The organism is Synechococcus sp. H60.2 (assembly GCF_047462315.1).
Lineage (GTDB): Bacteria > Cyanobacteriota > Cyanobacteriia > Thermostichales > Thermostichaceae > Thermostichus.
This window is the reverse complement of record NZ_JANSIZ010000087.1, coordinates 1-8,689: the sequence shown is the minus strand read 5'-3', so window position 1 is coordinate 8,689 and position 8,689 is coordinate 1. Positions and strand designations below refer to the sequence as shown.

The window sequence follows — 8,689 nt, the reverse complement described above, 5'->3', positions numbered from 1 at the left end:
CCTGGTGGGTGGAAGGGGTACTGAACGTAGGCGTGGATCCGGTCAGCTTGCTAGAGTTCCTCAAGCAGCATTTTCTGGCCTGGGGGGGCCAGGTGCGGGAGCAAACCGGGTTTCTAGGCGCCACGGTCCACCCCGATGGGATCTGCATTCAGACCACCACCGGCCAGCTCAGCGCCCAACTGCTGCTGGATGCCATGGGGCACCGCTCCCCCATTGCGGCCCAGGCCCGCCAAGGGCAGCCGCCGGACAGTGTCTGTCTGGTGGTGGGATCCTGCGCCCAGGGGCTGCCGGAGCAATCCACTGGGGATCTGTTCTACAGCTTTACCCCCGCCCAGGAGGGCTACCAGCCCTTTTGGGAGGCTTTCCCCGCCCGCGATGGCCGCACCACCTATCTCTTTACCTACTGCGACCGGGATCCCCGCCGACCCAGTTTGGAGAAGCTCTGGCAGGACTACTGCCGGCTGCTCCCTGCCTACCAGGGGGCCGAGTTGGCCCAGATCCGCTGGGTGCGCAAGCTGTGTGGCGTCTTCCCCGCCTACCGCCGCAGCCCGCTACAACTGCCCTGGGATCGCCTCTTGGCGGTAGGAGACAGCAGCGGCAGCCAGTCGCCTTTGAGCTTTGGCGGCTTTGGGGCGATGTTGCGCCATCTGGATCGCCTGCAGCAGGGGATCCACGAGGCGCTGGTGCAGCGGCAGTTGGAGCAGGCGGCCCTGGCCCTGCTGCAGCCCTACCAGCCCAACTTGGCGGTAACCTGGCTTTTTCAAAAGGCGATGATCCCTCCCTTGGGAGAGAAAAACTGGGATCCCAACAGCATTAACCGCCTGTTGAGCAGAGTGTTTGCAGCCATGGTTGCCGCCGGCCCCCAGGTGGTGCGGCCCTTTTTGCAGGATGTGGTGCAGTTTGGCGGCTTGGCCCAGGCACTGTGGGGGGTGATGAGGCAAGATCCAGCCCTGGTGGCCGCGCTTTTGCCCCGGTTGGGGTTGCCGGAGCTGGTGGCCTGGGCGGGCCACTTTGCCACCCTTGGCCTCTACGAGCTCCTGCAAAGGCTAGCCGACCGCCTGGAAGGGGCCCCGCAAGACTACTTCTGGAACCGGCGGCGCGAGGCCTGGCGCTACGGCTGCGGTCGGGATTACTGGCTGTAGACCACCACCCCATAGGGCGGCACCTCAACGGGATCCCCTTGGTTTTTTGCCGGCAGGGAGGATCCCTGGCCCAGCCACTTGGCGTCGCCGCTATCTAGAAGCTTCTCCCACCGGCCGTTGGGCCATGGGGCGTAGGTGGCTGCTTGGTCGGAGCTGAAGTTAAACAGGGCCAGAACGGCTTGGGATCCCTGGTGGCGGTGCAGGGCCAGGCCGCTTGGAGCAAACAGCTCCACCCCCACCGAACTCCGCTCCAGGTTTTGCAGCGGCGGCAGGGTCTTGCGCAGGTGAATGAGGGTTTGGTACCACCGCCGCAAGACCTGGTGGTGGCCAGCAGTGCCCAGCTCCCAGTTGAGCTTGGAGCGCAGGAAGGTCTCTTCCGCTTGCGGGTCCGGCACCTCCCCCTGCCAGGCAAAGGCGCTGAACTCGCGGCGGCGTCCCTGCCGCACCGCTTCCACCAGGTCGGGATCCCCGTGGCTAATGAAGTAGAGAAACGGGGCCACCTCCCCATACTCTTCCCCCATAAACAGCAGTGGCAGCATGGGAGCCAGCAGCAGAGCAGCGGCGGCCAACTTCAGGCCAGCGAAGGAGGTGAGCTGGCTGAGGCGTTCCCCCAGCCGGCGATTGCCCACCTGGTCGTGGTTTTGGATGCAGATTACAAACTGGGAGCCTGGCCTAGCGAGAGCGGAATTGCCGTGGCGGCGGGCCCGGTAGCGGGAGTACTGGCCGGAATAGACGTAGCTCTCGCGGTAGGACTTGGCCAGGTGCTCCAATTGGCCAAAGTCCTGGTAGTAGCCTGTCTTTTCTCCAGTAAGCAGGGTGTGAACTGAGTGATGGAAATCGTCGCACCACTGGGCATCTAGGCCGTAGCCCCCTTGCTCGCGGGGGGTGATGAGGCGGACGTCGTTGAGGTCGCTTTCGGCTACCAGAACCCTGGGCCAGCCTGTGCGCGCCTCCAGGGCCTCCACCCGCTCTGCCAATTCCTGCAAAAAAGGGTGGGCGCTGAAGTCGTAGATGGCATGCACGGCGTCCAGCCGCAGGCCGTCTAGGTGAAACTCCTCTAGCCAGTATTCGGCATTTTGCAGGAAAAACTCCCGCACGCCGTCGGAATAGCGGTCGTCGAAGTTGAGGGCCTCCCCCCAAGGGGTGCGGTACTTGTCGGTAAAGTAGGGGCCAAAGTCCCGCAGGTAGTTCCCCTCCGGCCCCAGGTGGTTGTAGACCACATCCAAAATGACAGCCAAGCCCTGCTGGTGGCAGGCATTGACCAGCGCCTTCAGGCCCGCTGCTCCTCCATAGCTAACCTGCACGGCATAGGGGTAGACGCCGTCATAGCCCCAGTTGCGCTCCCCCGGAAACTGGGCCACCGGCATGAGCTCCAGCACGTTGACCCCCAGCTCCACCAGTTGCGGCAGGCGGGGGATCAGGGCGGCAAAGGTGCCCTCCGGGGTAAAGGTGCCTACATGCAGCTCGTAGAGGATCCACTGGGAGAGCGGGATCCCCTTCCAGGCTTGATCCTGCCAGTCGAAGTGAGGATCCACCACCCGCGAAGGGCCATGGACGCCGTAGGGCTGGCAGCGGGAAGCCGGATCCGGCCGCTCCACCACCCCCCCTGAGGTGTGTAGGCGGTAGAGGTAGTCCACCGGCCCCGGTGGGATCCCCTCCACTTCACCCTGCCAGTAGCCTTGCCCATCCTGGGTCAGAGGGATGACCTGTTGGACGGGGCTAATGACTTTTAGCTCCACGTGTTCGACCAAGGGCGCCCACACCGAGAAGCGGTAGTGGCCCTGGCCGCAGGGATAGGCGCCAATCCGTTCGACCTGGGAACGCTGAGAGGAAGGGGAACCCTGAAGCACGAAACCCACCTGCACAACTCGGCTTCCACTATAGCGAGGCTTGCTCCCCCAGACATTCGAGGCTCAGGTCTTGGGGTGGGTTGCCGGCTCTTCCCTCTGCCATAGTGGAATTGGCCTTTCGCTGCTCCGTCCCTATGTTTAACTACCCGCCCAGCCATCCGGATCCCACCGTTGTCGATGTCTACCATGGGCAGCCGGTGCCGGATCCCTATCGCTGGCTGGAAGATCTGGATTCTGAGCAGACGCGGGCCTGGATCGAGGCGCAAAACCGGCTAACTTTTGACTATCTGCAGCGGATCCCGGCGCGGCAGCGGCTCCTGGAGCGCCTGACCCAACTTTGGAACTACGAAAAATACAGCCAGCCCTTCAAAGAGGGCGGCCGCTACTTCTACTTCAAAAACGACGGCCTGCAAAACCAGAGCGTTCTCTATACCCAAGAAAGCCTGGAGGGCGAAGCCCGGGTTTTGCTGGATCCCAACACGTTTTCGGAAGACGGCACTGTAGCCCTCTCAGGCATTGCCATCAGCCGCGACGGGCGCTACCTAGCCTATGGCCTCTCCCGCTCCGGCTCCGACTGGCAGGAGTGGAAGGTGCGGGACATCGAAACTGGAGAAGACCTGCCGGATCACCTGCGCTGGATTAAGTTCTCTGGGGCCAGCTGGACACGGGATGGGCAGGGATTTTTCTACAGCCGCTACGACGAGCCACCCCCCGGCAGCGAGTACGAAAGTACCAACTACTTCCAAAAGCTCTACTACCACCGCCTCGGCACCCCCCAGTCGGAAGATGTCTTGATCTATCACCGCCCCGACCAAAAAGAGTGGGGCTTTGCTGGCGGGGTTACCGAAGATGGCAACTACCTCATCATCTCCGTCTGGCGGGGCACGGATCCCAAAAACCTCCTCTTCTACAAAGACCTACGGGATCCCAACTCGCCGGTGGTGGAGCTCATTTGCGAGTTCCAGGCCGAGTACAGCTTTGTCGGCAACGACGGCTCCCGCTTTTGGCTGCTGACGGACTTCCAGGCTCCGCGGCGGCGACTGGTGGCCCTTGATCTCGACAACCCAGGGCACCTGCAAGAGGTGATCCCTGAGGCTGAGGAGACCCTGCAGGGGGTTAGCCTCATCCACAATCAATTTGTTGCCTTCTACCTCAAAGACGCCCACACCCAGATCAAGACCTTTGCCCTAGACGGCACCTACCTGGGGGAGATCCCTCTGCCGGGGCTGGGATCCGCCAGCGGCTTTGCTGGCAAGCGCTACGACACCGAGACCTTCTACACCTTCACCAGCTTCACCACCCCGCCCACCATCTACCGCTACGACTTCACCACTGGCAGGAGCACCCTCTTTCGCCAACCGCAGGTGGATTTCGATCCCCACGCCTATGAGGTGCAGCAGGTGTTCTACGCCAGCAAAGACGGCACCCGCATTCCCATGTTCCTTGTCCACCGCCGCGGCCTAGCGCGGACAGGGGATCACCCCACCTTGCTGTACGGCTACGGCGGCTTCGGCATCTCTCTAACCCCCAGCTTCTCGGTGGGCCTGGTGGCCTGGTTGGAGATGGGAGGGGTTTACGCCCAGCCCAATTTGCGCGGCGGCGGCGAATATGGGGAAGCCTGGCACCAGGCGGGCACCAAGCTCAACAAGCAAAAGGTCTTTGACGACTTCATTGCCGCGGCTGAGTGGCTAATCGCCCATGGCTACACCAATCCCTCCAAGTTGGCCATCGCCGGCGGCAGCAACGGCGGCCTCTTGGTGGGGGCCTGCCTGACCCAGAGGCCGGATCTCTTTGCCGCGGCCCTGCCCGCTGTGGGGGTGTTCGACATGCTGCGCTTTCATAAGTTCACCATCGGCTGGGCCTGGGTCTCGGAGTACGGATCCCCGGAAGACCCGGAGGAATTCAAGGCCCTCTACGCCTATTCCCCCCTGCACAACCTCAAGCCCGGCACCGCCTATCCCGCCACCCTGATCACCACAGCAGATCACGACGACCGGGTGGTGCCGGCCCACAGCTTCAAGTTTGCTGCTGCCCTGCAGGCGGCCCAGGGGGGATCCCAGCCCATCCTCATTCGCATCGACACCAAAGCCGGCCATGGGGCTGGCAAGCCCACCAGCAAGCTCATTGAAGAGACCGCCGACCGCTGGGCCTTTTTGGTGCAGGTGCTGGGAATCCAGACAGACTAGCGATGCTGCGCCGGCACAGCCCTAGGCCCCAAGCCCACCCGACCGGCATAAACGGCTGCTTCCCCCAGCTCGTCTTCGATGCGGAGCAGTTGGTTGTACTTGGCAATGCGCTCGCTGCGGCAGAGGGATCCGGTTTTGATCTGTCCGGCGCGGGTAGCCACTGCCAGGTCGGCGATGGTGGTGTCTTCTGTTTCGCCGGAGCGGTGGCTGATGATGGTGCGAAAGCCGGCCTGAACGGCCAGTTGCACGGTTGAGACGGTCTCCGTCAGCGTGCCAATCTGGTTGAGCTTGATCAAAATGGCGTTGGCGGCGCCGCTGTCGATGCCTTTCTGCAGCCGGGCTGGGTTGGTCACAAACAGGTCGTCCCCCACCAGTTGCACCCGCGATCCCAGCCGAGCGGTCATGGCCTGCCAGCCGGCCCAATCTTCCTCCGCCAGCCCATCCTCTAGAGAGACGATGGGGTAGTTGGCCAGCAGTTGTTCGTAGTAGTCCACCATCTGCTCAGCACTGCGGGCTTTGCCCTCAAAGTGGTACTGTCCATCCTGCAGCAGCTCGTTGGCGGCCACGTCCAAGGCCAAGGCAATGTCTTCCCCCGGCTTGTAGCCCGCCCGTTCAATGGCCGTCATCAACAGATCCAGAGCCGCTGCGTTGGAGGGGAGATCGGGGGCAAACCCGCCTTCGTCCCCCACCCCAGTGGACAGCCCCTTCTGCCGCAGCAGTTGTTTGAGCGCTGCAAACACCTCCGCCCCATAGCGCAGCGCCTCGCGAAAGCTGGGTGCCCCGCTAGGCACCAGCATGAACTCTTGGATATCGAGGTTGTTATCGGCGTGGGCACCGCCGTTGAGTACATTCATCAGGGGTACTGGCAGCAGGTTGGCAAAGGGTCCACCCAGGTACCTGTACAAGGGCAGACCCACTGCACTAGCAGCCGCCTTAGCCGTGGCCAAAGAGACCACCAAGATGGCGTTGGCTCCCAGTTGCGACTTGTTGGGGGTGCCATCCAGATCGATCATCAACTGGTCGATGCGGGCCTGGTTGAGGGCATCTTCTCCCTGCAGCTCCGACTGGATGGGGCCAAGAATGTTTTCCACCGCCCTCAGCACGCCCTTGCCGCCGTAGCGCTTGGGATCCCCGTCCCGCAGCTCATGGGCCTCAAAAGTGCCGGTTGAAGCACCACTGGGCACCTGGGCCAAGCCGGTGGCCCCATTGGCCAGGCCCACCAAAGCTTCTAGGGTCGGTTGCCCACGGGAGTCGAGAATCTCATGGGCGGTAATCCACTCGATGGCCGTTTCCACAGTTGCACCTCAGCAATTGGCTAGACAGTTCTGGCCAAAGCCAGATTGCCAATAGACTAGTGGATTTTCGCCCCCGGATCCCTTTGGCTTCCGGAAAACTTTAACGGGCACAGGCGGCACCGCTCTCTCGGCCTGGGCCGCGCATGGGCTCAGAGCGCCTGAGCTGTTGGCTGTTGAGGTGCTTTCCAAGGGGTTGTTTCGCCACCCGCTTGCGGGGACAATGGCTGGGATCCAACTAGACCGGTGGGAAAAGCCAGAAAGCTCGCTGCCCAAAGAGAGGCCAATCCCAGCATGAACATCTGGAGAAGACGACGCAGCGGACGACGGATAATTGTGAGGTGGCTCAAGTTCTGACTATCTCCTGCAAGCTCAAGGTATCTGCTTTGCAAGCCGTGAAGCGAGAGGCAACCTTGTCGGCTTTTGCACAAGCACTCCTCGCGCCAGCGGGCCGGAGGCCTTACTGGGTCAACCAAAACACGCCAGAGAAGATAGTCAACGCCGTCAAGCTTCAATCTCTTTGCTACCGCGAAATTCGTACCCGCTTTGGGCTATCCAGCAACTTAGCCCAACAGGTATGCAGAAGGTTGGCCGGTGCCCGCAAGGTTGCCCAGCAAAAGAATCGTCCAGTTAAAGCGTTCAAGTCTGGCTTTGTTTTTGTTACCTACGATGCCCGAATCTTCTCTTTCCGTGAGAGGGACTGGACAGTATCGCCGACCACCGTTGAGGGACGCGAGCGTTTTGAGCTGGATGTTGGCTCCTACCAGTGTGGGATGTTAGCAGGCACCAATCCCAAATCGGCCACGCTCATCAAACGCCAAGACGGTTCTTACTACATCCAGATTTGCGTGGAGTCTGAGGTGCCGGAACCGGAGCACGCCGTCAAAGCAATGGGCGTGGATTTAGGTAGGAGAGATATTGCCCACACCTCTGAGGGGGATAACTGGAATGGACAGCAGTTGAACCAGGTCAGAGACCACTACTCCCGGTTGAGAGCGGCTCTGCAACGCAAGGCCAGTAGGGGCACACGCAGCACTCGGCCGAGGAGAAACAGTGCTAGAGCTTGCCTCAGGCCTTGGCTACACGGCTATTCAATTGGCAAAGCGCTGAGGAAGGGAGTTAGAAGCCACTGCTGACCTTGCTTTTGTCCTGACCTTATTAAAGGCAAATTAAGAACGCCGCCTTTTACTCAGCCAGCCGGTTAGCATTGCTAAAGCAAACATTCCCAGCAGAGCAAAGCCCAGCAGCCACCTTCCCTGCTCTAGGATCCCTGCCCCCAGAGCTACTACTGGGGGTGTAGAGACGGCAATGCCCAAAGCTAGCGCGAGAAGAAAGTTCTGCCATTTCATTTGAGTTAGGCCGGCAGCGTAGGCGACAAAGTCGAATAGGCCCGTCATTAAAAACCCGGCCGTAAGGAAAATATTGTTTTCCAGATAGTTGGCTGAAAGGGCATCGACTTTATACATCCATTGTCGCCCAACCATTCGCTGTACTAGGCCTCTACCAAACTTTCTGGCCAGGTAAAAGTTAAGTGTACAAGAGGTAAAATCGGCAATTGCAATGTAAAGGATTCCTGCCCCAAATCCAAAGAGTGCTCCTGCCAGGATGGAGTAAACAGTGCTAGGTATGGCAGGAATAATAATACTCAAGGAGCGTAATCCGATCAGAGCAAGGGGTGCCCATGGGCCTAGTTTTGCTATAAACTCTCGAGTTGTGTCTGGATCTAAGCGACGGGCCAGCAAGATAGCAGCTACCAGGACAACAAGCAACAACAGCAGTGAGAGGATATCCTTCCTTTTCCTAGAATTGGTTCTGCTGCTGGAGGGTAGCTTTTCTGAGGAGGTAGGAGACGATCCTGCTGACTCGCCAAAGGCAGTGCCGGGGGGATAGTAGAGCTCATTCCTCAAAATCCAGCCTGTTTTTTGCTGTAAGTAGGCATGCGTGCTCAGTCCCAGGTGCCTTGCTTCTTCGGCCACAGTTTTATAGTCTAGGCCCAGTAGCTTGCAAAGCTCTCTTTGTCGAATACCTGAAGGTGGCTGCATAGGGCAAAGGAACACCAAGGGTTTCTACTTTCTCTGCCAGATACTTGAGGTTTTCAAGGAGTGCTTGAAACAGGTATGATTTCCATAGGCTTTGTTTTGCTACAGCCTGTTAAGGAATCAAGGGGTACAGTAGCAACACTTAGCAAACCAACTTCGGAAGCAGGATGGATTGATCAG

The 8,689-nt window shown here is 60.2% G+C and carries 5 protein-coding genes and 1 pseudogene; 3 read left to right on the top strand and 3 right to left on the bottom strand.

All coding sequences use genetic code 11. The features are described from left to right. Positions 1-1,142 (top strand): FAD-binding oxidoreductase (locus NW845_RS11420; protein ID WP_414378627.1); only part of this gene is annotated, 1,142 nt, incomplete at its 5' end. Here NW845_RS11420 and treZ read toward each other — a convergent pair. Beyond that, on the bottom strand, positions 1,130-2,992 hold the full coding sequence (gene treZ, locus NW845_RS11415; protein ID WP_414378625.1) for a malto-oligosyltrehalose trehalohydrolase: 1,863 nt from the start codon (positions 2,990-2,992) through the stop codon (positions 1,130-1,132). The two genes, NW845_RS11420 and treZ, sit on opposite strands and share 13 nt — an antisense overlap. Before the next feature lie 134 nt (positions 2,993-3,126). On the opposite strand from treZ, the gene NW845_RS11410 reads away from it, so the two are divergent. Then, entirely contained in the window at positions 3,127-5,178 is a 2,052-nt protein-coding gene (locus tag NW845_RS11410) for a prolyl oligopeptidase family serine peptidase (protein ID WP_414378623.1), read from the top strand. On the opposite strand, the gene eno is transcribed toward NW845_RS11410, so the two are convergent. Continuing rightward, on the bottom strand, positions 5,175-6,473 hold the full coding sequence (eno, locus tag NW845_RS11405) for a phosphopyruvate hydratase (protein WP_414364061.1): 1,299 nt from the start codon (positions 6,471-6,473) through the stop codon (positions 5,175-5,177). The genes NW845_RS11410 and eno overlap by 4 nt on opposite strands. A 338-nt stretch (positions 6,474-6,811) precedes the next feature. Here eno and NW845_RS11400 point away from each other — a divergent pair. After that, positions 6,812-7,516 (top strand): annotated as a pseudogene (locus tag NW845_RS11400) (RNA-guided endonuclease TnpB family protein); the annotation flags it as partial. A gap of 123 nt (positions 7,517-7,639) precedes the next feature. On the opposite strand, the gene NW845_RS11395 reads toward NW845_RS11400, so the two are convergent. Beyond that, positions 7,640-8,242: a TVP38/TMEM64 family protein gene (locus NW845_RS11395; RefSeq protein WP_414364060.1), complete on the bottom strand. Its 603-nt coding sequence runs from the start codon at positions 8,240-8,242 to the stop codon at positions 7,640-7,642. Positions 8,243-8,689 lie beyond the last annotated feature (447 nt).

What these genes read in the sequence shown, in the direction of transcription:
- NW845_RS11410 (WP_414378623.1), top strand. Translation starts at nt 3,127, where the DNA reads ATGTTTAACTACCCGCCCAGCCATCCGGATCCCACCGTTGTCGATGTC.